The sequence below is a fragment of the Aequorivita lipolytica genome (assembly GCF_007997135.1).
Classification (GTDB): domain Bacteria; phylum Bacteroidota; class Bacteroidia; order Flavobacteriales; family Flavobacteriaceae; genus Aequorivita; species Aequorivita lipolytica.
In genome coordinates, this window is the sequence record NZ_VORU01000007.1 from 90,947 (window position 1) to 117,766 (window position 26,820).

Sequence of the window (26,820 nt, forward strand, 5' to 3'; positions counted from 1 at the left end):
AAAATTTAACATAAATATACCTCATTTATGTTTTATGGTCTGATATTATTCTGTCGAAATAAAATCACAACTTTTATTTCTAATCCACTTAGAAACACTACTTTTGCACCCTCTTAAAAAAAGGAGTAAGTTTATGAAAGTCAAAAACATCGCCATTATTGCCCACGTTGACCACGGTAAAACCACGCTGGTTGATAAAATTATGCACCACTGTAGTATATTTCGTGAAAACGAGAATACCGGAGATCTTATACTGGATAATAACGATTTGGAGCGCGAACGCGGTATTACCATTACCTCAAAAAATGTTTCCGTTATATATAAGGACACAAAAATAAATATTATAGATACCCCTGGTCACGCCGATTTTGGTGGAGAAGTAGAACGTGTATTAAACATGGCTGATGGTGTTCTATTGTTAGTTGATGCATTTGAAGGCCCAATGCCACAAACACGATTTGTGCTGCAAAAAGCACTCGACCTCGGCTTGAAACCTTGCGTTGTCATCAATAAAGTAGATAAAGAAAACTGTACCCCAGAGGAAGTTCACGAATCTGTTTTTGATTTGATGTTTGAATTGGGTGCCGAAGAATGGCAGCTTGATTTTCCAACTGTGTATGGATCTGCCAAACACAACTGGATGAGCGATGACTGGAAAAACCAAACTGACAATATTGAGCCTTTGCTTGATATGGTTTTGGAACACATTCCATCGCCAAAAATTGAAGAAGGAACCGTACAAATGTTGATTACTTCTTTAGATTTTTCATCTTTTACTGGGCGTATCGCTATAGGTCGTTTGCAAAGAGGAACTTTGAAAGAAGGAATGCAAATTGCTTTGGTGAAGCGCGATGGCACTAAAGTAAAATCGAAAATAAAGGAACTTCACATTTTTGAAGGCTTGGGCCGTAAAAAAGTTACTGAAGTAAAGGCAGGTGATATTTGTGCATTGGTAGGATTAGAAGGTTTTGAAATTGGTGATACTGTTGCCGATGCTGAAAACCCAGAAGCCTTGAAAACCATTGCAATTGATGAGCCTACAATGAGTATGCTTTTCACAATCAACGATTCACCTTTCTTTGGAAAGGACGGAAAGTTTGTTACTTCTCGCCATATTAGAGAAAGACTTGAAAAAGAATTAGAGAAAAACCTTGCTTTGCGAATGGAGCCGACTGATAGTGCCGATAAATTTATGGTTTTCGGCCGTGGGGTTTTGCACCTTTCAGTTTTAATTGAAACGATGCGCCGCGAGGGTTATGAACTACAGATTGGGCAGCCACAAGTAATCATCAAGGAAATTGACGGCGTTAAATGTGAGCCAGTTGAGGAAATGACCATCGACTTACCAGAAACCGTGAGCGGAACAGCCATCAATATGGTTACAATCCGTAAAGGTGAAATGCTTAGCATGGAAGGAAAAGGAGACAGAATGATTTGTAAATTCCTTATACCATCTCGTGGAATTATTGGTATGCGTAACCAATTGCTTACTGCAACTGCTGGGGAAGCCATTATGACTCACCGTTTTCTTGAGTACCAACCATTAAAAGGTGGTATTCCTGAAAGACAAAACGGAAGTTTGGTTTCTATGGAACTAGGTTCCGCAATTCCATATTCAATCGATAAATTACAAGATAGAGGTCGTTTCTTCGTGAATCCTAATGAAGAAATTTATGAAGGTCAAGTTATAGGTGAAAACACTCGCCAAGATGATATGGCTGTGAACATCACTAAAACCAAAAAACTTTCAAACGTACGTTCTTCGGGCGCTGACGATAAGGCGCGCATTATTCCGGCTGTCAAATTTTCTTTGGAAGAAGCTTTGGAATACATTCAAAAAGACGAATATGTTGAGGTTACACCACACCATTTACGACTTCGAAAAATATATTTAAAAGAAACTGATCGCAAACGAAATAAATTGTAGAAAAAGAAAATCGCCGAGCAATTCAATAAACTCGGCGTTTTTTAGTTTATTTGTTGTCGCTTAAAAGCAAACGCAGTATAATATAATAGGTATGAATTTTCTTTATTTCGATCCAGGGATTGGAGCAATGTTGGCACAGGTCTTAGTGGCGGGGGTAGCAGCAGTTTTGCTTTTCTCAAAAGCAATTATGTATAAGGTGAAATCTTTTTTCGGATTGGTAAAAGAAGAGGAAGATACTTACGATTCAATTGACGTTGAAGAGCAAGACACCGATACAGATGACAAAAAAAACTGACGCACACCAAGCCTCATTTCGCGACCCTTCGGGTTATATGTTTTACGATGGAAAAATTCTACGAAGAGCCATCAAGCCTATCTATTTTCCGCAATATAATAAACTGAAGGACAGCGGTTTTTTCAAAAACCTAATTTCGAATGGTTTGCTGATTCCGCATGAGGAAACTTCGGTTTCTTCGGAAGAAATAATCATCACTCCGGAAGAAATTCCGTTTATTACAAATCCTTACGAATGGAGTTTTGAGCAATATAAACACGCCGCGCTCCACACCCTAAAAATTCAGAAATACGCACTTTCAAAAGGGTTTATTTTAAAGGACGCATCTGCCTACAACATTACTTTTCATAAGGGAAAACCTATTTTTATAGACACGCTTTCTTTCGACTTTTATGAAGAAGGAACGCCGTGGCGCGCTTACAAACAATTTATCACGCACTTTTTTGGGCCTTTGGTGCTAGCAAAATATCACGGAACCGAAATTTTCAAAATGATGCAAACGCACATTGATGGAATTCCGGTGAAATTGATTTCCTCCCTGCTGCCCTCGCGCACCAAATTGAGCTCGGTAATTTACCCGAACATTCACTTGCTCGCAAAAATGGAGAGCAAGCATAGCGAAGATTATAAAGCCGAAACCAAAATCGCAACTCTTTCTAAAAAATCGCAAGAAAATATTATAGAAAGTCTTTATGACTTTATAAAAGGATTGACGTTAAAAGAAGCCAGCGAATGGGGCGATTACTACAGCAAAACCAATTATGACGAGGCCGCTTTTGAAGCGAAAAAAGAACTAATAAAACAATGGATAAAACCATTGTCTCCACAAAAGTTGATTGACGTAGGTGGCAATGACGGCACTTTTGCGCGTACCGTTATTGACAGTGTGCCACATATAATAGTTACTGATATTGATAGTAACGCTGTAGATTATAACTACAAGCAACTTCAGCAGAATAAAGAGACCAATATGCTACCTTTTGTGTGCGATGTGCTGCAACCCGCACCGGGCATCGGTTTCAACAATACGGAACGCAACTCCTTAATAGAACGTTTGGCGGAATATGCACCGGATGTAACCATGGCTTTGGCATTGATCCATCACATTACACTTTCTGGAAATGTTCCTTTTGAAAAGTCCGCTGAATTCTTCGCTTCATTTTCTAAAAATCTTATCATCGAATTCCCAACTCGGGAAGATTCTTGGGCGCAATCATTGTTGGTCCGAAAGCGGGAATTTATAGATCATTTCGATTTTTATAATGAAACGGAATTCGAAAAAGGATATCTACATTATTTCACCCTTGAAAAAAAGGAAACCGTAAAAGGCACCAAACGCTTGCTGTATCTTTTGAAAAGCAAAAATTATGGGGTCTAAAAAAAAGCAGGGATTTTTCTCGGTTTTTTTTGAAAATGGTAATTTGCTTCCAATAATTGCTGCGATTGCGGCAGGGTTATATCCGCTTTTATTTTATTTTACAAATAACTACAAAATGATAAACTCTTGGGGCCACCTGGGGTATTTTGTAACGCTGTTTCTTTTGGTTCCAATAGTTGTTTTTTTTATTGCGTATAGAATTTCTGAAATTAGATTTCCTAAAAAGTTACAACCTTTCATACTTCCTTTTTTAAACTTTTTTTTCTTCTTTTCTTACGTTAATGTAGCATTATATGCTGGTTTTAGTTGGTTGCGTACTTTAATTATATTTGGTATAGCTGTGCTGCTCGCTTTGGTGATTCGTAAGTTTTTTAAAATGATAATTGGCTTTCAGTTTATATTGGCCGTTATCGGTGTTTTCACCTTAGCCCCCGTGGTTATTAAACAACTGAACTATTCAAAGGAATGGATGACCCAGCCCGATAATATTGAAACAGCGGTTTTCAAAAAGAAACCGAATATCTATTATATCCAGCCAGATGGTTATGTGAATTTTTCGGAACTGAAAAAAGGGAACTACAATATTGAAAATGCCGAATTTGAAACATATTTGGCAGAAAACGACTTCAAAAGTTATCCAAATTTCCGAAGTAATTATGCGGCAACTTTGCCCACAAACAGTTCGTTGTTTATGATGAAGCACCATTATTATAACAATGGTTCAGATTTTACCGAAACTATTGATGCTCGTAACGTTGTTGTTTCAGACAACAGTGTGCTCCGCATTCTTAAAAACAACGGGTATCGCACATTTTTTATTACTGAACAGCCATATTTTTTGACTAACAAGCCGAAGTTGGGCTATGATTTCTGTAATTTTTCAACCAAGGAAATCAGTTTTATCACAACAGGAATAGACGATCCACGGGATGTAATTGCGCCGGTTAAAAATTATATGGCAACTTATCCCGATGGCGCTAATTTCTTTTTTGTGGAAATTTTCAATCCAGGACACATAACTAATACCATAGACGATTCCAAAGGAGTGGAAGGTGAACGAGACCACTATATTGAAAGCTTGCAAGAGTCCAATAAAAAGTTGACTGAACTCACCAAAACAATTCTTGCCAACGACCCGGAAGCGCTGATTATAATAATGGCAGATCACGGTGGCTTTGTGGGAATGACTAACACAGGCGAATCTTACACAAAAAATGCGGACAGCGACTTTGTAAACTCAATTTTCAGCACAATTCTTTCCATTCATTGGCCCCATGGGGAGGTGCCGGAATTTGATGATAAACTGAAGACATCGGTAAACTTGTTCAGAATTTTGACTTCTTATTTAAGTGAGAATGATTTGTATCTTGCAAATCTGCAGCCAGATGAGAGTTACATAGTTATAAGCTCTGGTGCACCCCAAGGTGTTTATAAGTACTTGGATACTGAAGGGAATGTGGTTTTTAAGAAGCGTTAATAGTAAATTAAGGTCCAAAAAGGGTGTTGAAAAAATTTCTCAATAGCAATAAGGAGTATCCAGCGTTGGCAGCTGTTGCCGCGGGTCTCTACCCCGTATTATTTTATTATTCCAGAAATTTTGATATGGCAAGGTCTTGGGAACACCTCCTTTATTTTGGAGGTGTTTTTATAATGTTACCCGTTTTGGTTTTTTTGATGTTACACAGACTTTTCAAATTACCAGCATTAAGGCCGTATAATAAATATGTCTTGCCTTTTTTGAACCTATTTACCTTTTTATTTATTCTGAAAACTTTTCTGTTCGTGCCTATCGAGCGAAAAATAATCGTCGGGATTTTCGTGATTTCCTTTTTATTCGCAAGGTTTTTACACAGCCATTTAAAAAAGGTAATTGTGCTGGAATTACTTTTGGCGGTTATGGGTTTTTTAGCTGTTTCACAAGTAATATTTCAGAAACTCACATATTCCGATGCTTGGAAGCTGCAGCCAGACGATATTGAAAATGTTATGTTTAAAAAGAAACCCAATGTGTATTTTATACAGCCCGATGGTTATGTAAGTTTCTCTACTTTGAAGGATGAACTTTACAAGGTCGAAAATAGTGAATTTGAAGGTTTTTTAGAAGCGAACAATTTTAAAACCTATCCTGATTTTCGAACTAACTATAAGTCCACTTTAGCATCCAACAGTGGTACTTTTATGATGAAACACCATTATTATGACTTTAATCTGGATGTTCAGGAAGTTGAGAACGCCAGAAAAATGATAATATCTGAAAACCCAGTGCTCAATGCTTTCAAAAGTAATGGATATGAAACCTATTTTTTATCGGAAACTTATTATTTTTTGAATAATAGACCTAAACTGGGCTATGATCACAGCAGTATTCCCTATAATATAATTCCTTTCCTAAATAAGGGTTTGGGCGAACAGGAGCCAGTTTTAGAACCTTTGAAGCAATATCTTTCGGACACCATAAGAAATCCCAAATTCTTTTTTATACAAGTATTAAAACCCGCCCACATAAATACAACTGCCGGAAGCTCACAAGGTGCTGCCGCAGAACGCAGACAGTGGATTGAAAGACTAAAGGAGTCGAACAAACTGATGCGCAAACTAATTGATGAAATATTAAAAAAAGACCCAGAAGCTCTAATTATGATACTGGCGGACCATGGTGGCTTCGTTGGACTTAATTACACGGGCGAAGGAGATGCCAAAACAGAGGATAAAGCTATAATAAATTCTATTTTTAGTACCAACCTTACGATTCACTGGCCCAATAATGACGTGCCTGAATATGACACTAAATTGAAAACGCCAGTGAATGTTTTTAGAATACTATTTTCTTATTTATCTGAAAACAAAAAATATCTTAAAAACCTGCAAGCGGATGAAAGTTATATTTGTTTAACTGAAGGAACAGAACCTGGAGTCTATAAATATATAGACAGTTCGGGGAATTATGTTTTTGAAAAAATGGAACCTAAGAAAGATAATTAAAGGTTGGGAGCTTTATCTGGAAAACACATTGTATTTAAGAATGCACCAAAGCGCCCACAGCCCGTCTTTCCAGTTTATTTTTTTTCCTTCTTCGTAAGTTCTGCCGTAATAGGATATTCCAACTTCGTAGATGCGTATTTTTTTTACGCGCGAAATTTTTGCCGTTACCTCAGGCTCAAAGCCAAATCTTTTTTCTTTTAAATCCAAACTTTTCAGAATATCTGCTCTAAAAAGCTTGTAGCAGGTTTCCATATCTGTTAAGTTCAGGTTGGTGAACATGTTGCTCAAAAAAGTTAAAAATTTGTTTCCTATAGTATGCCAAAAAAACAAAATTCTATGTGGGTTGCCACCCATAAAACGAGAGCCATAAACCACGTCTGCCTTGTTTTCCAGAATTGGTTTCAGCAAAAGGGAATATTCATTCGGGTCATATTCCAAATCTGCATCTTGGATAATTATAAAATCACCTTTTGCCATTTGTATGCCTTTATTTAATGCAGCACCTTTACCCTGGTTTTTTTCAAACGAGAAGAAGCGTATGTCAAGATCTGTGTGATCCTGAATAAAGTTTTTTATAAGATTTAAGGTATTGTCTTTAGAACAGTCGTCAACAACTACAATTTCTTTTTTGAGGTTGTTAGGTAGCTCAAGTTTGTACAGTATGCCTAAAATTTCAAGAATTGTATTCTCTTCGTTATAGGCTGGAACAATTATAGAAAGCGTTTTTTCCATGAAAAAGATTTGACGGCAAATATATGCATCTATTCTTTTAAATTTTAATAATTGAACCCTATTGAGAAAAAGGGAACGAATGCATTAAAATAACTACTTTTGGCTACAAATTCTGATGAAAAAGAAAACTGTAATTTATCTATTAACGGTATTGGGCTTTGTTCCTCTAGCTATCTGGTGCTATCATTTTATTGATTATGACCTTTGGTATGACGAAGTTTACTCACTGGAAGAATTTGCCTTGAAGGATTTTTCAACTACGTTCTTTTATTATCCGGCACCCAACAACCATATTTTTTACAATTTCACCACTCAGCTAATTTCAAGGGTTTTTGGTTATCGCGAAATTTTTGCGGTAGAGACGCATACTTATATTTTTCGAGGATTTCAGTTAGTTATTTCCCTGTTTACAGTTTTTTTTTCGGTTCGTATTCTGAAGCATTTTTTTGGTTATAAAAGTAGTTTTCTTCTGTATGCCATTCTTTTTACCACCATTCCGTATATGAATTTTTCGTTACAATTAAGAGGCTATAATATGAGTGCACTCTTTATTATAATGTTGGTATATTATTCGTGGAGTTACATGGCAGCCAAAAGAAATTTTTCGCTTCTTGTGGTGTTAATTTCAAGCTTGCTTCTTCTGTACACTATACCTTCCAACCTTTATGCTTTGTTGGCTTTTGGACTTCTTCTCTTTTTTAGTTGGTTGCATTATTACAGAAAAAAAGACGTGGTTTCAAAGCTTTATTTTAATGCCATGGTTGCCGTTTTTATCGGAGCGGTTGTAGCTTTTCTATTGTATTTGCCAGTTTTGCAGGATGTAATATTTAATAAATATTCCAACCGCGGGCCGTTTGGTTTGCTTTATTCCTTTCATGTTTTAAGAATTGCGGTTTTTGATTTTTTTTCAAGTAGATTCCTTCTATTGCTGTTACTGCTTCCAGGATTATTTATTTTTTATAAAAAGAGCTCGACAAAAGAGCGATACTATTTTTTATTCTTGGCGGCTCTCTTCTTTGTGCCTTTTGTGCTTTCATTCTTTCACCAAAAAGCGCCTTTCCCAAGAGTTTTTATTCCTTTGGCACCCATATTTTGTATGTTGCTGACCGTTCCCATTATAAAATTTATAGATAACAATCTGCCATTATACCAAACGCGGATTTTGCAAGCTTTGGTTTCGGTTTATTGTGTTTTTGTTTTTTTAAATGAAATTGATAAAAATGATGCTGTTATTTCAAAAAGTATGGTTGATAATAATATAGAATCACAGGATTTATACCGAAATTATTATTTGGGAAGTTTTTTTAAACAAGACAGTACCTTGAATTATTTGGACAAAATCTACAATGATTTTCCTGTTGTGAAGTATGATCAACGGGATCAACCTTCCACAGATCTATACCTTCGGAAATACGAAATTCCTTTTCGTGAAATTGATACCATCACCGATATTTCCGAAGAGCTGAAGGAACGCGGAAAAGTTTATATTTTAACTTCGTTTAAGAACAGGACATTGGAAACATTGAAAAGAATGGATAGTATAGAATCAACAGTGTTAACCCCGGAATATGCTTTCACAAACATTATTTGCGTAGAAAGACAGAATTAATAGTCAACTATTTCTTCAGCCCCAAAATGCTAAAAAACAAACTGAACAATATAACCTGAACGCCCAAAAGCATTAGAGTAACTGCAGGAATAACCCTTCTAAAAACAGAAGTGTTTTCAATATTCCCAAAACTTATGGCCTGCCAATCTGCATAGGCCAAAATACTCAAAACTATACCCCCAATAACAAGTAATAAACCTACGACCAGCCCTTTTTCCAAATTTATAAATTTGAAAAGACGGTCGTATTTGTTTGATTTTGGAAGCAATTCGTTTTCTACGGTAAAGACTTTTGTAAGACCATAAAAAAGAATAAACTGAAATCCAATTAGCACAAAACCACAAGTATAGAGAAGTGTGTGAACGCCAAAATTTACAGCACCAATGGAAACTGGACCACTAACTAAAAAAGTGGAGGTTATTAGGCCGAAAACCATCAATAGCAACCCAGGAATTAAAAAAAGCCAGTTGGGACTGTAGAGAACCAAGAACCTTAAATGCCTCCAGCCATCACGCCAAGTGTTTAAATGGGGTGGGCGGGAGCGACCGTCTGGAGAAAGAACGGTTGGTACTTCTGCTATTTTCAGGTTTTTAAGGCTTGCCTTTACTATCATTTCGCTGGCAAATTCCATTCCCGTGGTTTTTAGCTCCATTTTGAAATATGCTTCTTTACTAAAACCGCGCAAGCCGCAATGAAAATCGCCAATCTTACTTTTAAAAAACAATCTTCCAATAAAGGAAAGTACAGGATTTCCAAGATATTTATGCAGAAAAGGCATTGCTCCTTTTTTTATTCCGCCTTTAAAACGGTTGCCCATTACCATATCGTTTCCTTCGCGAAGTTTTGAAAGATACGGCATCAAATTATTAAAGTCATAACTGTCATCAGCATCGCCCATAATTATGAACTTTCCGTTGGCGGCTTCTATTCCTCCGCGTAGGGCGCTGCCGTAGCCTTTCTGCGGAACGTTCACGACCGCGGCATTTAAATCTTTCGCGATTTGTTGTGAACCATCTGTACTTCCGTTGTCGGCAATAATTACTTCGCCAGTAATATTTTCATGTTCAAAAAAACCTTGAGCCTTTTTAATGCAAACAGCAAGCGTTTCAGCTTCATTAAGGCAGGGCATTACAACAGATAGTTCTACATTCATGTTTTTGAAGTTATTTTTCTGAATAAAATAATGCCTATCAAAACGGCAAAAAAGTAATTATAAAACAAATATCGCATAATGGAATGGGAAGCAAAAGCAACAATCATTGCATTGGAAACAATTAGCAATGTTGCAAACAACAACAGGCCATTATAAAGTGTCCATTTTTTGAACGTAATTATGGCGCTATAAACAAGTAGTAGCAATATAAAAACGGAAATCAAGATGCCTTTAAAACCGTGAAATATCCCTTCAAAGTAAATGGATATGTACTCTTTAAAATTGTTTTTCACCAAAACAGGGAGCATCTCCTTGGCTGCTTTTTCAATCAAAATTACTTTTTCTCCCAGTTTGTCAGATTTATTTTCAAAATAAGCCATTCCCGGACCGTGGAAGGTTCGGTTACAAATAACTGGGAAATTATTGTGAAATACCATATACTTTTCCGAAGCATCGCCAGAAACTTTTGAACTTAGAAGACCTAGACTATCGATTGTTTTATAAGTTCTTAGAAAAAGTATTTTTTCATCTTCATTTTTAAACATTTCTGCATCATTTTTTTCAGAAACAAATAAGGGCAGTGTAAGTGCGTTTACATAACTAAAGGGCGTGGTTATAAAAAAACCATGCACTGCTTTATGATAGCCTCTGTCTAGTGTTTGCGAAATAATGGGTAGTAGGAATAGGATGATTAAATAAAACAGTTTCGGCCTGCTAAGTATGTTTTTTCGTTCTTTTAAAATATATAAAACGGCCAGTATTGGCGCCACAATTATAAACTGCCCGCGCGTAAGGCACAATAAGATGAACGCCGCCGAAAGATGAAGCAATTTCACTGACTGATTGTTAAACAAAAAATCGATGGCGAAAGCTATCACAAATAGGTAAAGCGGATAGGAAAGTCCTTCAGAGGTTAAGTTGTTTCCTACCAAAAGTGGTGGGAAGTAGGGAAATATTAGTAAAATCAGCAATATGAGATATCCCCAAACGTTTAATTTTAATAGGCGTTGGCAGGTTTTTGATAGTACTGTAATTGCTATAAGACCTAAAAGTAACTGAAATGCAACCACGGCCGTATCAAAAAAGTTTCCGAAGAGTAGGTCAAAAGTTCTCAAAAAAAGACCATAGCCTGGAAACCTGTAAAAATGCACCCTAAAATAGGTGTTGGTGTCTGGTGAATATATGGCTGGCTGAATTACAAAATAGGTGAAAACGGCCAGATAGATTACGAAAAGCAAGCCATCAAAAGCTGAAAATTTTAATTTTCTTGGAGAATATTTGAACAATTTGATGGTTTTATTTAATTATTTGTGAGACTGTAAAACTAAAAATAAATTTTAGCTTTACATTCTTATACCTAAAGCCTTTTTTAAAAAAGAAAATCAATTGGAAAGCAATACATTTTCAGTAAAAAAATATACTCCGAAAGATAAATTTTTGTGGCAGGCATTTCTGCAGGTTTCCAAAAATGGCACCTTTTTGTTTCAAAGGGAATTTATGGAATACCATTCTGATAGGTTTGAGGATTATTCTTTGCTGGTTTTGAAAAAAGAGAAAGTTGTTGCACTGCTCCCCGCAAATATTTCTAGCAAGACGGTTTTTTCACATCAAGGATTGACTTACGGTGGTGTGGTGTTTCACAAAAAAACAAAATTGAAGGAAGCCGCTTTAATTTTTAGTAGTATTCTTCAATTTTTAAATGAAGCGGGAATCGAGAAACTACATTTAAAAATGTTGCCGAAAATATATAATTTGCTCCCTTCAGATGAAATGGACTATTTGCTTTTCACAACTTCCGCAAAAATAGTTCGCACCGATGTTTTAAGTGTTATTGATAACCAAAATCCTTTAAAAATAGCAGCTAACCGATTGGAAGGTTTAAAAAAGGCCGAAAAAAATAAACTGCGTATTGTGGAAGAAAATGAATTTAAAGTTTTCTGGGAAAATATATTGATTCCAAATTTAACATTGCGTCACCAAGCGAAACCCCTGCATTCTTTGAACGAAATTGTAAAGCTTGCAGAGAATTTCCCTAAAAATATAATCCAGTTCAACGTTTATAAAGAAAATGAAATTGTGGGAGGCGCAACTATTTTTGAAACTGAGACGGTAGCCCATGTTCAATATATTTCGGCAAATGAAGACAAACAACAGTTGGGAACACTGGATTTTCTTTTTGAATTTTTGATAACCAAACGCTTTAATGAAAAGCGGTTTTTTGACTTTGGAACTTCAAATGAAAACCAGGGGAGAAATGTGAACGAAGGCTTGTTATACTGGAAAGAATGTTTTGGAGCCAGAAGCATTGCACTACCTTTTTACGAGGTGAAAACCGCAAACTATAAAAAATTAGCATCCGTTTTTATATGATTCCATTTCTAGACTTACACGCCATAAACCATCGTTTTGAAGAGCAATTTCAAAATAGTTTCAAGCAATTCCTTGATTCTGGCTATTATATTTTGGGATCTCAGGTAAAACTTTTCGAGGCGAATTTTGCAAACTATTGCGGAACGGCGCATTGTATTGGCGTTGGGAATGGCTTGGATGCACTGCGGTTGATTTTAGAGGGCTACAAAATCCTCGGAAGACTGAAAGACAATGATGAGGTTTTGGTTGCTTCCAATACTTATATTGCCACAATTTTAGCAATAAAACAAGCTGGCCTAATACCTGTTTTGGTGGAGGCGGAATTACGCACTTATAATTTCTATATCAAGTCACTTAAAAATTCCATTTCAAAAGAAACGAAAGCTATAATGCCAGTACATCTTTATGGTGAACTTGCACCGATGAACGAAATTTTGAAAATTTCAAAAGAGCATAATTTGCTAGTAATTGAAGATGCGGCACAGGCTCACGGTGCTAAAAATAGCGAAGGAAAACTTGCCGGTAATATTGGCGATGCGGCTGGGTTCAGTTTTTACCCTACCAAAAATTTAGGTGCTTTGGGTGATGGGGGAGCGGTTACGACCAATGATGATGAACTTGCAGAGACAATAAAAAAACTTCGAAATTATGGAGCTTCCACAAAATATGTAAACGAGTTGGTGGGTTTCAATTCAAGACTTGATGAAATACAAGCTGCTTTTTTGAACTGTAAATTACCAAGTTTGGACAGCGACAATGAACACCGAAGAAAAATTGCCAAAAAGTATATTTCTGAAATAAAAAATGATAAGATACAGCTGCCTTTTTGGAGTGGAGATGTAGATCATATTTTTCATCTTTTTGTGGTTCGGGTGGAAAGGAGAAATGATTTTATAGATTATTTGGACCGAAATGGAGTTGGCCATTTAATTCATTACCCAATTGCGCCACATAAGCAAGAAGCACTTTTAGAATATTCACATTTGAAGTTTCCGGTTACTGAAAAAATCCATGCGGAAGTTATTAGTATTCCTATAAGTCCGATACTTTCCGAGGCAGAGGTTGATACGATTATTTCAGTACTAAACAAATATTAGGTGAAAATACCATCCTTTATACGAGGTAATTTACTTTTGAAAATGACATCGCTGAATGCGGGAGTTATTATTGTGCGGCTATTTATTTCAGCATTAGTACAGCGGTTATTGACGGAATATGTTGGCCCCGTTGGACAATACAAAATAGGTCAGCTTAGAAGCTTATCACAGTTTTTAATGTCTGTGGCATCATTGGGAACTTTCAACGGGGTTGTAAAATATATTGCGGAATATAAAAATGATGGTGGGCAACTTCACAAATTGTTTTCCACAATCTTTGTTTTCGTGATTATTGGCGCTTCTACAACTGGATTGCTACTTTTTATTTTTTCTGAAGAGTTAAGTGGCTATTTATTCTCAACTACAGAATTTGAGTATTTGATAAAATTAACTGCCGTTGTTGTTCCGTTTATAGCGGTTCAAAGGGTTTTTAATGGAGTTATCAACGGTTTATCTGAGTATAAAAAATACGCCAAGATTGATCTTATAGGTTATCTTGTAAGTATAACGCTCACTGTAATTTTTCTGTTTCAATATAACTTGGATGGTGTTTTGGTGGCTATTGCCGTAACTCCGGTTATTCAAGTAGGGGTTATGCTCTTCTTTTTTTATAAAGTATTACGCGAATATATACCTTTCAAAAACTTGAGACTGCGCGCTCCAATTGCAAAAAGTTTATTGGCCTTTACAATAATGTCCTTCGTATCGTCCATATTACTGCCCATTGTGGAGATAGATATTCGGAGTATGCTCGATGAACGATTATCTGGAAGAGATGCTGGTATTTGGACCAATATGACCTTTATTTCTCAGAATTATATGGTTTTTTCAAGTTCCATATTTACGCTTTACGTAATTCCTAAATTTGCTGGAATTTATGATTTTGACAAATTTAAATCAGAATTATTTTCAATTTATAAAACACTTTTACCGCTATTTGCAGTGGGAATGGTTCTAATATATCTATTCAGAAATCTAATCATAGAATTGATATATCCTGGCCAAATAGAAATGGCTTCTCTTTTTAAATGGCAGCTTATGGGCGATTTTGTCCGCTTGGCTTCACTGGTGTTGGCACATCAGTTTTTGGCTAAAAAGTTGGTTCTCAATTTTATATTCACCGAAATTTTATCACTTTCAGTATTTTATGGCTTAGCTTACTTTTTGGTTGGGAAATATGAAGTAGAAGGTGTGGTAATAGCACATTTTATTAGGTGCTTAATTACTTTCTGTGTAATATTATATTTGGTAATACGCTATTTTAGGAAACAAGAAAATAAATTAAAGATCAATTAATAAAGACGTGAAGAATTTTTTAATAAAAATATATCGCTCTTTAAGAATATTCAAGTATTCCTTCCTTTCAAATAATAGGAATAAAGAAGGAAATTATACTGCCCATCAACCTGTACTTAGCAATGGTCTGGGCAGATTGGTATTTGGCTCCAATGTTAATTTTGGAGTTATAAACTCTCCTAAATTCTATAGTTCCTATGCTTATATTGAGGCAAGAACCCAAAATGCAACTATAACTTTTGGTGACAATGTTCATATAAATAACGCTTGTTCAATAATATCTGAAAAGCAAATAACCATTGCCAATAATGTTTTGATCGGATATAATTGCCAAATAGCAGATAGTGACTTTCATGATTTAAATAAAAATAATAGGCTCCAAACAGATCCTTTTCCGCAGGAAGTAATTGTTAGCGAAAATGTCTTTATTGGTAATAATGTAACAATTCTAAAAGGAGTTGTAATAGGCGCAAATACGGTCGTTGCCAATGGATCTATTGTTACAAAGAGCTTTCCAGAAAATGTGATTATTGGAGGTGTTCCGGCAAAAATCTTAAAGGATCTTTAGCTTTTCTAAATCTTTAAATATTACATTACATCTCTTATAGATTTGTGTTTCCTGTCCACATTAAGCAAAAAAAATCATCTCTTAAGATAGTCTCTACTGAATAGGGCAAAACAAGCAAGGCTTTATCATTACCTTTGCAGGAAATTTTTTCAAAATTGTTTTATGTCCCTAACACTTTTTAATCCATTTGAAGATTTAATTTTTGACGAACATTTTTGCTTCCTCTCGGGCAAATTGACAACGGAAACTATGAGCGTTTTCCCCGGATGGCTGATGGATCATTTTAAGTTCGGTGAAGAAAAGATTGAGATGATGGACAAAACCAAATCCTACACTTATTCCGATCTTGAATTGCCCTGTTCTCTCGAAGTAAAAGAGGCTTTCGAGGAGTTGGATTTAAAAATTCAAGCGGCCTACAAAGGAGGTTTTGAAGGAATGGCATCTCTAGACGAAGAGCTTATTTTCCAATGGACCGGTAGGATAGTTTATGGCCTATTATACTACGAGATGGTTTATGAAAGAGACAGACTTCTAAAAAAAGGTGAGGATTTTCAGCTTTCTGCAGTTCTAAAGGAACGCTTTGGTAATTTTCATTTAATGCTCCAATCACTTATAGAACCAGTTTCTTTTGTTGGAAAAAAACCTTGGAGCATCAGCATTTTTCAGCTGAAATATTCATCAGATATTTTTAGCTATCGCGATGATACCGTAAACTTAATGTTCTCCATGGGCGTAAATGGTTTTGGAATCATAGCGTGCTTGCAGGACAATGGTGTAATTGGGGAGAAACAAAAAGATATACTCGATAAAATTAAAAGCCACACGCTACATCCCATTCAGTTTGAAGAGCTATACGCTAGATTTCATTATTCAGATTATATATATCAATATAAGGCTGAATACAAAATTGAAAACCAAGATGATGGCATTAAAATAGAAGCGCTTCCGGCTAAAGTTATTGGCAGCAAACCCCTATTTGGGTTTTGGGATGAGAATATATTTGCCCAACTACTTGCAAATTATTGGCAAGTCTATGGTATTGAAAGAGAAGATATTCTCAAATTCCAAAAACCACCGCTTAGTTTTCTTGAAAATCCATATTCAAAGGATTTTATTAATCCGGAATCCATTGATTTGCCGTTTTAAGACGTTTCCCAAAAAGCGAGATATTTTTTGGCGATAGAAATATAATTGTGCTCCCTTTCAATAAATTTCCGTGCATTGATTGAAATGAAAGATATTTTTTCAGGATTTAAAATTAAAAGTTCCATTTTACGGAATAAATAATCCACATCCGGAATGGCGTTTATGCAAACTTCGTCTTCCTTTAAATTGTAATTATCCAAAAACTCTTTTTCAGCACCTGTAAAAACAACCTTCCCTTTTGCCATTGCTTCCAGCGCATTATAACCTTGGTCAAAAGCAAACACTTGGTCCAAAATAATATGCGCAGCATTGTATTTTTCAATATACTCAGAATACGCAATGTTTTCAACAGTAATAACTTCAACTTTTGATGGATATTTTTGTTGAAGTTTTTCAAGTGCCGCTTCAAAATAATCGTTTCCTTTCTTAAAATAATTAGCGCGATTGATACCGTGGAAGATGGTTATTTTTTTTTCTGAAGCAAATGGTTTAAATTTTAATTTTTCAGTATTTACAGGATTTGGAATCAACCCTAAATACTTTTCATTTCCCTGCAGTGGAATGTCATAATCCAGATCGGAAGCAATTATTCCGTCAACTTTTTCAAAAACAAATTGGTGCAAATCTTTGTATTCAGGTTTTAAATATTTCAGCACCGGAAAAAATTCTTTTTCAGAAATTTTACCTTCAAAAAAGGGAGTGAAAATGGAATAGCGAAATTTCTTTTCAAAAGCATATTTCACACTTAGATAATCTGTGCCACAGGAAAGTAGAAGTAGTTTTTTATTACTTTTCTTTAAAAATGAAATGATTTCTTTTTCGTGTTTCGGCAAAATGCCCAGCGGACTTTCATTGATTAATTGAACAACATCAAAACCCTGAAATTTTTCTTTATTTTGAAAAAATTCATTTTTTAGTGCTTTTGAAGTAATATTAATTCCAAAAAGTTTAAAAAACAAAACCTTCACTTTTTTTGAAAAACCAGAATCATATTTTGGTTGCAGCAAAACATCTGAAGGGAAACTCTTAAAGCCGTCACCTGTTGAAACAAGCGTTACTTCGTGACCCAATGCCAGCAATCCTTCCTTTAAAGAGTTGTGCAACCTGCTGTATTCGCCCACTAAAAGTATTTTCATAAAAGCTATATTTGCCTTGTGCAACCAAAAATACACAATAATTAATGATGCCTGCTGAAAAGAAATTCAAAGTATGCCTTGTTTCCATTTCGCTTGCAAAAGGCGGTTTGGAGCGGTCTTGCGCTATGCTTTCACAAATGCTTGAAGCGCACAGTCATGAAGTGCATTTGGTAATATTGAACGATGAAATTGATTACCCTTTCAGTGGAAAAATGCTGAATCTGGGAAAACTGAAAAGTGGAAATGATTCTATGGTGAAGCGAATGCTGCGTTTCAGAAAATTTCGAAATTATCTAAAAAAGGAAGCCTTTGATGTAATTATAGATCACCGCCCCAAAAATAACTTTGATCGCGAACTTTTTTATTCGAAATACATCTACCGCGAAATGAAAAAGATTTATGTGGTGCACAGTTCCAAAAAGACGGAATATCTTACTGAAAATCCGTCGGCATTTTCAAAAATCTGTCAAAATAACATTTTTAACGTCGCGGTATCGAAATATATTGAAGAAGAAATTTTAAAAAAGGAAGGAGTAAACAATTCCATAACAATCCACAATGCCTTCGATCCTGCTTGGGTAGAGGAAAACGAAGCACTTCCTGAAATACTTCAAAATAAAAAGTACATACTTTCTTACGGAAGATTGGACGATTCCATAAAGGATTTTTCGTTTTTGATCGAAGCTTTTTCGCAATCAAAAGTTTGGGAAAAGGGTTTTCAACTCGTTATTTTGGGCGATGGAACGGATAAAGAAAGACTTCAAAAGTTGGCTGCATCGAAAGATTGTGCACGTCAAATTTTATTTCTTCCCTTTGAAAGAAATCCGTTCAATATTATAAAAAACGCACGTTGTGTGACGCTCACCAGCAAATATGAAGGTTTCCCAATGGTGCTCGTAGAATCACTTTCTTTGGGAACGCCCGTGGTTTCTCTGGATATTGTTTCTGGACCTTCGGAAATTGTGCAGCACGAAAAAAACGGTTTGCTCATTCCCGAAAGAAACCTATCTTTATTTGCCAATGCTTTGCGGAAAATTTGTTTTGAAGACAAGTTTTATAGCGAAATTAAACCCAATACAAAACCCTCCGTGGCTCGGTTTTCAATGGCAAACCTAGCTGAAAAATGGAACTCATTATTGCAAGATGGATTACACTAAAATAGACGACATAGATTTAAGGGACATCCCAAAAATAACCGATCCAAGAGGTAATCTTTCGGTAATTGAGGGCGATTTGTTGCCCTATGCCGTTCAGCGGGTATATTATTTGTACGATGTGCCAAGCGACGCCTATCGCGGCGGTCATTCGCACAAGGAGCAGCAGGAATTTTTAATAGCCTTAAGCGGAAGTTTTGAGGTGATTCTGGATGATGGGGAGAACAAAAAAGCAATAACGCTCAACAAACCAAATAAAGGATTGTTGATACCTACCGGAATATGGAGGGAGCTCGAGAATTTTTCCTCTGGGGCGGTGTGTTTGGTGCTTTCTTCGGGAAAATTTCTGGAAAGCGATTATATTAGGGAATATGAAGATTTTAAACTATTTAAAGGTGCCTAATCGAAGCCCGAGTTTTCATAAATTATTTTTTTTATCAGATTTTATTTATATTTAACATTCAAAATGTTAAATTAATGCAAATATGAAAAATTTAATTTTTTTGCTACTTATAACTAGTTTCTCCTTTGCTCAAAATCCGAAACTGTTTTTTCGATCAGGATTTGAGCCTAATACTGAAAGAACTCATTTGTTTTCTTACTTTGACGATCTTATCGGTACAGACGAGAGTTATTTGTTCAATAATAATTGGGAAGATGATTTAGAATCCTCTGTAATTGAGGAGTTTCATTTAAATTATGGCGGGGGAGATAATAATATGAGACTAGCGGAGATTATGACTGATCCTGATTTTAACTTTCCTGCAAACAATGCAATTCAGTTTTGGATAAGTGAACCCTATCTTCAAGACGGAGCAATAAAAGGACGAGTTCAGTCGGATATAGTAATGGATCCCAATTATTTTCAAAAATTCACATACTCTGTACGGCTATTTTTGCCTAATACTCTTGAGTCATTGAAAGATAATTCATTTGATTTTGGTTGGTTTAATTTAATGGAATTTTGGAATAATCCTTCTTGGGTACCAACTAATGATCCTTACCCATTTAGTATTTCAATGAATCTTAAAAAGAACCTTAATACGGATAAACTTAGATTTGCTGTAACAGCTAGACGCCTTAATATTAATACAAATCAATGGTGGTTGGTGTGGAATGATATAAATAATGATTTTGAGGTTCCTCTTGGAAAATGGCTTACCCTTCAAGTATATTACGAAGTTGGAGATATAAATTCCGGTATTTTTAAAATTATCTTAACTCCAGATGGAGATTCACCTATTAATTTATTTGATATCCATAACTGGACCCGACATCCTTATGATCCAGACCCAGAAGGTATTTCTGTTATAAGCCCTTTTAAATTATATACATCTTCCGAATTAATCAACTATGTAAATAGCCAAAATGGATTTGTAAATGTATTTTGGGATGATTTTGTCTTTTGTGATAAGCCGGGTTTAGATTTACATATAAGAAACAGTACAGAAGATTTTGGAGAGGAGCCAGATAATAATACTGAATATTTATGGAATAGTGATGATATTTGGGTTCGAAATCAGCCAGATGGAATAGAAGAACATCAAAATCCTGAATATGACCCAAATAATCCAAATTATGTTTACATTAAAATTAATAATAAAAGTTGTGATTTTTCTTCAGGAAATGACACCTTAAAATTGTACTGGGCTAAAGCAAACACTTCTTTAAGTTGGCCACAAAATTGGGATGGGACATTGTTTATGCATGACGACCAGAATAATCAAGATGTCGTAATGGGTGGTATAATTGGAGAAGTCCAAATACCACGTTTAAGACCAGGTGAGGATAGAACATTGCAGATAGAATGGAATGTGCCTAACCCTCAAGATTATATTTTTATTAATCCAAACCCTTGGCATTTTTGTTTACTTGCAAGAATAGAATCTTCTGATGATCCTATGATAACTGTTGAAGGAAGTTCAATTGTTGAAAATGTTAGAAATAATAATAATATTGCTTGGAAAAACACTACAATTATAGACATAATTCCTAATACTATTTCCACTTATGGTGCTGCTGTTGCAATTGGTAATCCGTATAATGCGGAAAGTTCATTTAATTTAGAGTTAGTAAATGATAGTAATGAAACAGGAAATGCAGTTTATCAAGAAGCTGAAGTTTCAATACAAATGGATGATATAATATATGATGGATGGGTTCAAGGAGGTAGTGCTATAAGTAATATTAATAATACTCATGATGATAAAGTAAAAGCTATTATAAACAATAATGCTCAACTTGAAAATATAAATCTTGATGCTAATGAAATCGGAACAGTTTATTTATCCTTTAATTTCTTAGTAGATGAACTTTCAAATAAAAATGAATTTAAATATCATTTAATACAAAGAAATTCAATAACTAATGAAATCATTGGCGGAGAGACTTTTGTTATAAGGAAATCTGAGAAACAAAATTTTGATGCTGATGCTGGTGACGACCAAGAAATTATGGAAAATGAAACAGTAACATTAACTGCAAATTATATCAGCGAGTCAGTAATATATAATTGGTTCGATTCTAATGGAGATCTCATATATTCAGGCGAAGATTTTACAGTATCACCTACTTTCTCTACAACTTATAAGCTTGAAATAATAGATGTTGATGGTTTTAAGGATTATGATTCTATTGAAGTTATTATCACTCCACATCACATAGAAAGCATATCTCCAAATCCAGTTTCAAACCTTCTTACAATTGATTATCAAACTTTAAATGTGACTTCTGCTTACATTTCGATTGTTAATCAGAATACTGGGGTATCAAACAATTATATAATTAATCCTTCTATATCAGAAACCACTGTGGATGTTTCAAATTATCAAACCGGTATATATGAAATATTTTTGATTTGTGATGGAGATATTGTAGATAATGAAACTCTGATTAAGGAATAGGATTTTTAAAAATTAGTTCAAATTATTTAAAGGTGCCTAAGCGCAAGCCAAACTTCTCCAAATTATCTTTTGTTTTGGAGAGATACTTCAAAATGGTTTTGTTTTGACGGAGCAGAAATTGTTGTTTTTTACTGAGGTTTTCCTGATTTATTTTTTGAAAATTTTTCTGAAAAGCTGTTTTGTTTCCTTCTATTTTAGCCAAAACGCAGAGCGAATATCTGTTTAGATCCAGAAATTTTTTTAGTGCGGAATTTTCTTTTTCATAAATTTCATAAGCTTCAAAATTTGCTTTTTCTTCAAACTTTTTTACACTTTGAAATAAACTGTTTTTCCGAACCACATATGTCGCACAGACTTTTGGACTAAAAACCACTTTGTATTTGAGGCCGATTCTCACATAAAGATCAGTATCCTCACCACTTTTAATTTTTGGATTATACCATCCAATATTCTCAAAAACATCTTTTTTTAAAACTGTGGAAATACTCAACAAGATTGAATCTAATTGACTCGCTTCAAAATAATCCACAAGAACAACATCTTTTCCAATGGTTCTAATAGAATAACTGTTTTTAAAAGTTTTTCTGTTGCGCTTAATTTCGGTAGCAGTAGCAAAAACGGATTCGTTGGGGAACTCAGTTACCAATCGATTTTGTTCTTCCAAATAGAAAGGATACCAATAATCATCAGCATCCATCAATGCAATATAATTTGCCTCAGCTTGCTGGATTGTAAAATTTCGGGCAGCCGATGCGCCACTGTTTTCTTGTGAAAAATAACGAATACGCGGATCCTTAAATTTTAAAATTTCGGCCTCGCTATTATCTGTGGAACCGTCGTTTAGAATCACGACTTCAAAATCAGTAAACGTCTGTGCCAAAACACTTTTTAAAGTGTCGGCAATATAATTTTCCTTGTTAAAGACTGATATGACTACCGAAAACTTAGGCATCTTTTGCTTTTAAAGAACTAAGGTAACCCAAGCGGTACAAATCAAAAAGTAATAGTGAGGGTTTTGGAGAATTAAGATTTTTGTGCAATTTTTTTTTCGAAATATTGAAAAACCAACGCACACCAAAAAGAAGGTTACGTTTTTTAAGTTTTAAATATGTTTTTAGAATTTTAACGGTTTCACCATCAATCGCGCCGGTTTCATAAAAATTCAACAAATTTTGAAGTGCAAGCTGCGACTTTTTTATAAACTCGGCATTGGTTTCCAAATTTAAATGGATCACGGGATTGTCAATATGTAAAAGAGGAATGTTGTTTTTTTGAAGTTCATAACCAAAAACGGAGTCTTCATAGCCATAACCCGCAAGGTTTTCGTTGAATTTTATTTTTTCAAATGCCTTCTTTTTAATGGCGAAACCCATAGTTATAAAACTTCGGTACGGATTTTTAAGGCGTACAGAAAGTGGAAGGCTTTCGCGCTCGGTTCCGTATTTATGCCTCAAACTGAAATTTTCAGCGTTGTTTTTAGGATATTCAATTCCTCCAAAAATCACGGAAGATTCTTCAGAAAATGACGCTACATAGTTTGCTATAAATTCCGTATTGGAAGGAAATGTATCTGCATCCAAAAAAAGCAACCAATCATACTTTGCTTTTTCCGCTAAAAGATTACGGATTTTACTTCTGCCAATGTTTTTGTCCAAAACCTGAAAACTACAATTCCCCAACGAATTGATTTTTAAATTTTTTTCAACAATTTTTTTATCGGTGGAAGCATCGTCCAAAACCAAAATTTCATAAACAATCGTTGCACTTTCGCATTGTTCGTGCAAGTTTTTTACTAATGAAAAAACGTTGTAATTATATGTTGGGATGAGGATGGAAATCATTTTTTAGCGATCAGTACAGTTTCTTCCATAAACCCGAAACGCTCGTTTGCCGAAAAAGTTTCGATTTCAACATTTTGAAAGCCATTTTCTTTGAGCCGTGCCTGCAATCCTACCACTGAATAAATACGCACGTGGTCTTCCTGCCCAAAAGCATCAAGCCTTTCTTCGGGAGTCTTTTTTGCAAAATCTTCGTAAATTTTTCCCTCTTTAAAAGGAGTTTGGATTATGCAAGTTCCACCAGGTTTCAAAACGCGGTGCAATTCCTCCATTGCCTTTTTATCGTTTTCAATATGTTCCAAAATATGATAGCAAATAATAAGGTCGAAAAAATCGTTTTCCAACGGAATTTGGGTAATATTATAACGGTATTCAGCAATAAACTCATCTTCATAATCGGTACTGAAATAGCTTATATTTGGATTTGTCTTCAAATTCCTGTAAACACTTCGTGAAGGCGAAAAATGCAGAACTTTTCCGTGAAAAAAATCGTTTTCTATTAAGAAAGAATAGAGTCTGCGAGTACGCGAACGGCTGCCGCAAAACGGGCACAGCAGATCTCCATCCGGAATTGTTATAAATTTTTTTAAACCACAACCACAAACTGTGCATTCAAAGCTTTTCCCACGAAGGTGAAGAGCAAAAATTGACCGAAAAAAAACCTCATTTTCAAAAAGGAATCTTTTTGGTACCACAAAAAGCGCTACTTTTTTTAAGGCTTGGTACATGTTGCTAAAATACAGCATTCTTTTTAGGTTGCAGATAAATTTCTACTTCAAATGGTGTACAATTTATTCCGAATTACTTTCGCTTTTGAAAAAATAAGTACCTTTAAAAAAAAAGCCTGTGCGCAATTTATTGTTGTTTTCCATTCTTATTTTAATCACTTTTTCTGCCCAAGCGCAAGATGAAACTTGGTTTTACATTCGTGCCCGCGATACTTCTTTTACCCCTTCCTTTGAAAAAAAAGGTGAATATATAATTTATACTGGGGAAGATTCCAAACTCAAGGCTGGGCTTAAAAACTATCAAATCAAGACTTTTAATAAAACCCAGAAAAATTCAAAGAAGCAAGATATTTATAAAACCTTTTTTGTGATAGCAGATAAAGAAAGTCTGCTTCAGGATTTGCTGCTAAACGCTTCAGATATTTTTGAATCTGGTGAAATAATTTCAAAAGAAGATAGAAAAATCTTCGAACCTAATGATTACGGTCTTACCAGTACCATTGGTGATAGTAAAGGTTTTAAGGTAAACCTGGATTATCTGGATTTTCTGGGACTACCCAAAGCTTGGTACTACACGACGGGTGATAGAAACACAGTTATAGGAATTTCTGACGGTACCGTAGATACTACAAATGTTGAGTTTAAAGGAAAAACTACGGAATTCAAAAAGTCGTTTGAAGCTAAAGGTCACGGATCGAGCGTTGCTTCCATAGCTGCTGGCCAAGGTGATAACGGTTATGGTGTGCCTGGGGTTTGTTACGATTGTAGCATTTACACCACTGGATATGGCAATTTCCGGACTTTGCAAATGCTAAAGGATCTGTCAGATGCGGGGGCCAGAGTAATTAACTGCAGCTGGCTGGGCACATATTCAACCGAAAAAGTACAGGGAGAGATAAATGAAATGCTAAAACAGGGAACTATAATTGTTGCAGCTGCAGGCAACAGGCCTTGGACCACAACACTTGGAAAAAAATCCTATTATCCCGCTTCTTATGATCATGTAATTTCAGTTTCCTCTGGAATGTATAAATATGAAAATATAGAAGATAATATAATACTATTGGAGTCTGGTGAATATTATGCCGAAAACATAATGGGACATGTGGGCAGAACCGTAGGTTTTGAGGACAATGATCCTAAAAAGAAGGCGAAAATTTGGCCGATATCCATAACAACCCTAAATAAAGATGTGGATTTACTGGCGCCATCTGTAGGTATCTTAAGATTTTCACGCACGGCGGAAAACAATAAGATTGCTTACATTCCTTTTGAGGCTACCTCACCATCTGCTCCTCTGGTTACAGGAACCATAGCGTTAATGTTCTCGCTCTATCCTTGCTTGCCAGCGGACGAAGTGGAAAGTATTTTAAAAATGACAGCCACAAATATTGACGATATTGAAGTTAACAAACCCTACGCAGGAATGTATGGGGCAGGAATACTCAATACAGGTGGCGCAGTAGAAATGGTTTTTGACATGTTTGCTGAAGAGAAACCAGTTAAAATTGAAAATCAGCGTTTCAGTAGATGGGATTTTAAGCTTAGCTCTATTTCTGAAATAATAATGAAAAACCAAGAATTTACAGAAGAAGCAACTTTGGATCTTACTTCAAAAAAAAGTATTGTGATTTCTGAAAATACTATTCTAAAACCGAATACTTTAGGCAAAATCCATTTAAAAATAAATCCGTCACTTAAAAAGGAATGTGAGTTGCAGCTTCGCGATCCAAGTATTTTAAATGATTAATTTCCATCAACCATCAACTAAACAGTTTTCTGCACCACTTCAAAAATCTGGTTTTCGTCGCACTTCAGTGTTTTGGAGGGATATTTTAGCAATAGGGCATAGTCGTGTGTTGCCATCAAAATAGTATTGCCGTTTTTATTTATTTCGCGTAATACTTCCATTACTTCCACGCTTGTTTGCGGATCGAGGTTTCCAGTTGGCTCGTCTGCAAGAATTAATTCTGGATCGTTCAATAGCGCACGTGCAATTGCAACACGTTGTTGCTCGCCGCCAGAAAGCTGATAGGGATATTTAAAGGCTTTGGTTTTCATATCAACCTTGTCCAACACGCTATTTATTTTACTTTCCATTGCCGGTTTATCTTTCCATCCCGTAGCAGTGAGTACAAAATTAAGATTATCATGCACTGTGCGGTCGTTCAGCAATTTAAAATCCTGAAATACTACACCTAGTTTTCTTCTCAAAAAAGGAATGTCGTTTTCTTTTAAAGTAGCCAAATCATAACCCACAATATTGCCTTCGCCTTCTTGCAGTGGTAGATCGCCATAAAGCGTTTTCATAAAACTACTTTTCCCGGTTCCGGTTTTTCCGATTAGGTAAACAAATTCACCTTTTTCCACAGAAACGGAAACATCAGAAAGTACTAAGTTGTCTCCTTGATAAATGGAAGCATCTTTTAAAAATAATACGGTATCGGCCATTTGGATTTGAGATTGTAGATTTACGATTATGGAAAAAGCTTAAAGCATGAAACAAAA

Annotated in this window: 23 protein-coding genes; 15 read left to right on the forward strand and 8 right to left on the reverse strand. The window is 35.4% G+C overall.

All coding sequences use genetic code 11. The annotated features are described in order from the left end of the window. The first annotated feature begins 133 nt into the window (after positions 1–133). From typA to ESV24_RS09610, 5 genes are all read left to right on the forward strand, one after another. On the forward strand, positions 134–1,927 hold the full coding sequence (gene typA, locus ESV24_RS09590) for a translational GTPase TypA (protein WP_111816357.1): 1,794 nt from the start codon (positions 134–136) through the stop codon (positions 1,925–1,927). A gap of 91 nt (positions 1,928–2,018) precedes the next feature. Then, positions 2,019–2,222 (forward strand): hypothetical protein, encoded by a 204-nt coding sequence (locus tag ESV24_RS09595; protein WP_111816356.1) that lies wholly within the window; start codon positions 2,019–2,021, stop codon positions 2,220–2,222. Further along, entirely contained in the window at positions 2,206–3,600 is a 1,395-nt protein-coding gene (locus ESV24_RS09600; RefSeq protein WP_111816355.1) for a class I SAM-dependent methyltransferase, read from the forward strand. Before ESV24_RS09595 ends, ESV24_RS09600 begins: the two co-directional genes overlap by 17 nt. Further along, complete coding sequence (locus ESV24_RS09605) at positions 3,590–5,077, forward strand: sulfatase-like hydrolase/transferase (RefSeq protein WP_111816354.1); 1,488 nt, start codon at positions 3,590–3,592, stop codon at positions 5,075–5,077. The genes ESV24_RS09600 and ESV24_RS09605 overlap by 11 nt, the downstream gene beginning before the upstream one ends. A gap of 26 nt (positions 5,078–5,103) precedes the next feature. After that, positions 5,104–6,582, forward strand: a complete 1,479-nt coding sequence (locus ESV24_RS09610) for a sulfatase-like hydrolase/transferase (protein WP_146743166.1) — start codon at positions 5,104–5,106, stop codon at positions 6,580–6,582. 12 nt (positions 6,583–6,594) lie between these two features. Here ESV24_RS09610 and ESV24_RS09615 read toward each other — a convergent pair whose 3' ends face one another. Beyond that, a complete protein-coding gene (locus ESV24_RS09615) occupies positions 6,595–7,314 on the reverse strand; it encodes a glycosyltransferase family 2 protein (protein ID WP_111816352.1) in 720 nt (239 codons plus the stop codon). A gap of 115 nt (positions 7,315–7,429) precedes the next feature. Between ESV24_RS09615 and ESV24_RS09620 the strand changes: the two genes are divergently transcribed. Further along, a complete protein-coding gene (locus tag ESV24_RS09620; RefSeq protein WP_111816351.1) occupies positions 7,430–8,923 on the forward strand; it encodes a hypothetical protein in 1,494 nt (497 codons plus the stop codon). A 7-nt stretch (positions 8,924–8,930) separates the two neighbouring features. On the opposite strand, the gene ESV24_RS09625 is transcribed toward ESV24_RS09620, so the two are convergent. After that, positions 8,931–10,076: a glycosyltransferase family 2 protein gene (locus ESV24_RS09625; RefSeq protein WP_111816350.1), complete on the reverse strand. Its 1,146-nt coding sequence runs from the start codon at positions 10,074–10,076 to the stop codon at positions 8,931–8,933. Next, complete coding sequence (locus ESV24_RS09630; RefSeq protein ID WP_111816349.1) at positions 10,073–11,362, reverse strand: hypothetical protein; 1,290 nt, start codon at positions 11,360–11,362, stop codon at positions 10,073–10,075. The genes ESV24_RS09625 and ESV24_RS09630 overlap by 4 nt, the downstream gene beginning before the upstream one ends. A gap of 100 nt (positions 11,363–11,462) precedes the next feature. Between ESV24_RS09630 and ESV24_RS09635 the strand changes: the two genes are divergently transcribed. The 5 genes from ESV24_RS09635 (at position 11,463) to ESV24_RS09655 (ending at position 16,553) form a co-directional block, all read left to right on the forward strand. Next, positions 11,463–12,446 carry a GNAT family N-acetyltransferase gene (locus ESV24_RS09635; RefSeq protein WP_111816348.1) on the forward strand — a complete coding sequence of 328 codons (984 nt, stop codon included), beginning with the start codon at positions 11,463–11,465 and terminating at the stop codon, positions 12,444–12,446. Beyond that, complete coding sequence (locus ESV24_RS09640; protein ID WP_111816347.1) at positions 12,443–13,543, forward strand: DegT/DnrJ/EryC1/StrS family aminotransferase; 1,101 nt, start codon at positions 12,443–12,445, stop codon at positions 13,541–13,543. Before ESV24_RS09635 ends, ESV24_RS09640 begins: the two co-directional genes overlap by 4 nt. After that, complete coding sequence (locus ESV24_RS09645) at positions 13,544–14,839, forward strand: O-antigen translocase (protein ID WP_111816346.1); 1,296 nt, start codon at positions 13,544–13,546, stop codon at positions 14,837–14,839. A 7-nt stretch (positions 14,840–14,846) separates the two neighbouring features. Further along, on the forward strand, positions 14,847–15,407 hold the full coding sequence (locus ESV24_RS09650; protein WP_160110618.1) for an acyltransferase: 561 nt from the start codon (positions 14,847–14,849) through the stop codon (positions 15,405–15,407). Positions 15,408–15,569: 162 nt separating this feature from the next. Then, positions 15,570–16,553 carry a hypothetical protein gene (locus ESV24_RS09655; protein ID WP_111816344.1) on the forward strand — a complete coding sequence of 328 codons (984 nt, stop codon included), beginning with the start codon at positions 15,570–15,572 and terminating at the stop codon, positions 16,551–16,553. On the opposite strand, the gene ESV24_RS09660 is transcribed toward ESV24_RS09655, so the two are convergent. Then, positions 16,550–17,689 carry a glycosyltransferase family protein gene (locus ESV24_RS09660; protein WP_111816429.1) on the reverse strand — a complete coding sequence of 380 codons (1,140 nt, stop codon included), beginning with the start codon at positions 17,687–17,689 and terminating at the stop codon, positions 16,550–16,552. The genes ESV24_RS09655 and ESV24_RS09660 overlap by 4 nt on opposite strands. A 44-nt stretch (positions 17,690–17,733) precedes the next feature. Here ESV24_RS09660 and ESV24_RS09665 point away from each other — a divergent pair, with 44 nt between their 5' ends. From ESV24_RS09665 to ESV24_RS09675, 3 genes are all read left to right on the forward strand, one after another. Further along, a complete protein-coding gene (locus tag ESV24_RS09665) occupies positions 17,734–18,846 on the forward strand; it encodes a glycosyltransferase (RefSeq protein WP_111816343.1) in 1,113 nt (370 codons plus the stop codon). Then, a complete protein-coding gene (locus ESV24_RS09670; protein WP_111816342.1) occupies positions 18,833–19,246 on the forward strand; it encodes a sugar 3,4-ketoisomerase in 414 nt (137 codons plus the stop codon). Before ESV24_RS09665 ends, ESV24_RS09670 begins: the two co-directional genes overlap by 14 nt. Before the next feature lie 82 nt (positions 19,247–19,328). Beyond that, a complete protein-coding gene (locus tag ESV24_RS09675) occupies positions 19,329–21,746 on the forward strand; it encodes a T9SS type A sorting domain-containing protein (RefSeq protein ID WP_111816341.1) in 2,418 nt (805 codons plus the stop codon). 22 nt (positions 21,747–21,768) lie between these two features. Here ESV24_RS09675 and ESV24_RS09680 read toward each other — a convergent pair whose 3' ends face one another. Genes ESV24_RS09680 through ESV24_RS09690 form a run of 3 tightly spaced genes read right to left on the reverse strand, consistent with a single transcriptional unit; the run spans position 21,769 to position 24,330 of the window. Further along, positions 21,769–22,698 carry a glycosyltransferase family 2 protein gene (locus ESV24_RS09680; RefSeq protein ID WP_111816340.1) on the reverse strand — a complete coding sequence of 310 codons (930 nt, stop codon included), beginning with the start codon at positions 22,696–22,698 and terminating at the stop codon, positions 21,769–21,771. Beyond that, entirely contained in the window at positions 22,691–23,587 is an 897-nt protein-coding gene (locus ESV24_RS09685; protein WP_111816339.1) for a glycosyltransferase family 2 protein, read from the reverse strand. The genes ESV24_RS09680 and ESV24_RS09685 overlap by 8 nt, the downstream gene beginning before the upstream one ends. Then, positions 23,584–24,330: a class I SAM-dependent methyltransferase gene (locus ESV24_RS09690; RefSeq protein ID WP_235004037.1), complete on the reverse strand. Its 747-nt coding sequence runs from the start codon at positions 24,328–24,330 to the stop codon at positions 23,584–23,586. The genes ESV24_RS09685 and ESV24_RS09690 overlap by 4 nt, the downstream gene beginning before the upstream one ends. 100 nt (positions 24,331–24,430) lie before the next feature. Between ESV24_RS09690 and ESV24_RS09695 the strand changes: the two genes are divergently transcribed. Beyond that, positions 24,431–26,062, forward strand: coding sequence for a S8 family peptidase (locus ESV24_RS09695; RefSeq protein ID WP_111816338.1), 1,632 nt, complete (start codon positions 24,431–24,433; stop codon positions 26,060–26,062). Positions 26,063–26,079: 17 nt separating this feature from the next. Here the strand turns inward: ESV24_RS09695 and ESV24_RS09700 are convergent, their stop codons facing one another. After that, a complete protein-coding gene (locus tag ESV24_RS09700; protein WP_111816337.1) occupies positions 26,080–26,763 on the reverse strand; it encodes a cell division ATP-binding protein FtsE in 684 nt (227 codons plus the stop codon). Positions 26,764–26,820: the final 57 nt, after the last annotated feature.

Excerpts from the sequence above, each read along its gene's own strand:
- typA (WP_111816357.1), top strand. The coding sequence starts at position 134 with ATGAAAGTCAAAAACATCGCCATTATTGCCCACGTTGACCACGGTAAA.
- ESV24_RS09595 (WP_111816356.1), top strand. The coding sequence starts at position 2,019 with ATGAATTTTCTTTATTTCGATCCAGGGATTGGAGCAATGTTGGCACAG.
- ESV24_RS09600 (WP_111816355.1), top strand. The coding sequence starts at position 2,206 with ATGACAAAAAAAACTGACGCACACCAAGCCTCATTTCGCGACCCTTCG.
- ESV24_RS09605 (WP_111816354.1), top strand. The coding sequence starts at position 3,590 with ATGGGGTCTAAAAAAAAGCAGGGATTTTTCTCGGTTTTTTTTGAAAAT.
- ESV24_RS09615 (WP_111816352.1), bottom strand. The coding sequence starts at position 7,314 with ATGGAAAAAACGCTTTCTATAATTGTTCCAGCCTATAACGAAGAGAAT.
- ESV24_RS09620 (WP_111816351.1), top strand. The coding sequence starts at position 7,430 with ATGAAAAAGAAAACTGTAATTTATCTATTAACGGTATTGGGCTTTGTT.
- ESV24_RS09625 (WP_111816350.1), bottom strand. The coding sequence starts at position 10,076 with ATGAATGTAGAACTATCTGTTGTAATGCCCTGCCTTAATGAAGCTGAA.
- ESV24_RS09640 (WP_111816347.1), top strand. The coding sequence starts at position 12,443 with ATGATTCCATTTCTAGACTTACACGCCATAAACCATCGTTTTGAAGAG.
- ESV24_RS09655 (WP_111816344.1), top strand. The coding sequence starts at position 15,570 with ATGTCCCTAACACTTTTTAATCCATTTGAAGATTTAATTTTTGACGAA.
- ESV24_RS09660 (WP_111816429.1), bottom strand. The coding sequence starts at position 17,689 with ATGAAAATACTTTTAGTGGGCGAATACAGCAGGTTGCACAACTCTTTA.
- ESV24_RS09665 (WP_111816343.1), top strand. The coding sequence starts at position 17,734 with ATGATGCCTGCTGAAAAGAAATTCAAAGTATGCCTTGTTTCCATTTCG.
- ESV24_RS09670 (WP_111816342.1), top strand. The coding sequence starts at position 18,833 with ATGGATTACACTAAAATAGACGACATAGATTTAAGGGACATCCCAAAA.
- ESV24_RS09675 (WP_111816341.1), top strand. The coding sequence starts at position 19,329 with ATGAAAAATTTAATTTTTTTGCTACTTATAACTAGTTTCTCCTTTGCT.
- ESV24_RS09680 (WP_111816340.1), bottom strand. The coding sequence starts at position 22,698 with ATGCCTAAGTTTTCGGTAGTCATATCAGTCTTTAACAAGGAAAATTAT.
- ESV24_RS09685 (WP_111816339.1), bottom strand. The coding sequence starts at position 23,587 with ATGATTTCCATCCTCATCCCAACATATAATTACAACGTTTTTTCATTA.
- ESV24_RS09690 (WP_235004037.1), bottom strand. The coding sequence starts at position 24,330 with ATGCTGTATTTTAGCAACATGTACCAAGCCTTAAAAAAAGTAGCGCTT.
- ESV24_RS09700 (WP_111816337.1), bottom strand. The coding sequence starts at position 26,763 with ATGGCCGATACCGTATTATTTTTAAAAGATGCTTCCATTTATCAAGGA.